The organism is Corallococcus sp. AB049A (assembly GCF_003668885.1).
GTDB classification, from domain to species: domain Bacteria; phylum Myxococcota; class Myxococcia; order Myxococcales; family Myxococcaceae; genus Corallococcus; species Corallococcus interemptor.
The window spans coordinates 1-419 of the sequence record NZ_RAWL01001248.1; the positions used below are offsets into that span (position 1 = coordinate 1).

Genomic DNA, 419 nt, shown 5'->3' on the forward strand with positions numbered 1-419 from the left:
CTTACGACGTGAGCAATACTAGTAAGTCAACTCAGGTACTAAGCCAGTTGCGTTTAGCTGATTGATTAGTGTTTGTCCTAAGCGTGCTAAACTTGCGGACTTACGTGCTAGAACCTCAAAGTCTTTTAGCAGGTAGCGCTGGGAACGCTTCTGCAATACATTTCCTTCCGCGACTACGTAGTCGTGAAAAGTGACGCCCCAGTCAGGCAGAACTTGCATCTGGGCGTGGGCAACCAAGTGCCTCAGATCTGCGCTGCGCTCGAAGCGTGTGAAAAAAGCTAATGCAGTTGCCTCGAAGCTGTTGAGAGGCGGCAATGTAAAAGCTTGGCGCAGGAATGCGAGGCGCTTCTTGCTTACGAAAGGGAAGCTATTTCGAAGCTCGCTATATTCTTCCATGCGCGAGAGGCGGACTGCTAGCT

At 50.6% G+C, this 419-nt stretch carries 1 protein-coding gene; it reads right to left on the reverse strand.

The genetic code is table 11. The features are described 5' to 3' along the window. Positions 1–18 precede the first annotated feature (18 nt). Positions 19–419, reverse strand: a 401-nt coding sequence (locus D7X55_RS43135; protein ID WP_233610477.1) for a hypothetical protein, incomplete at its 5' end; no start/stop codon positions are given.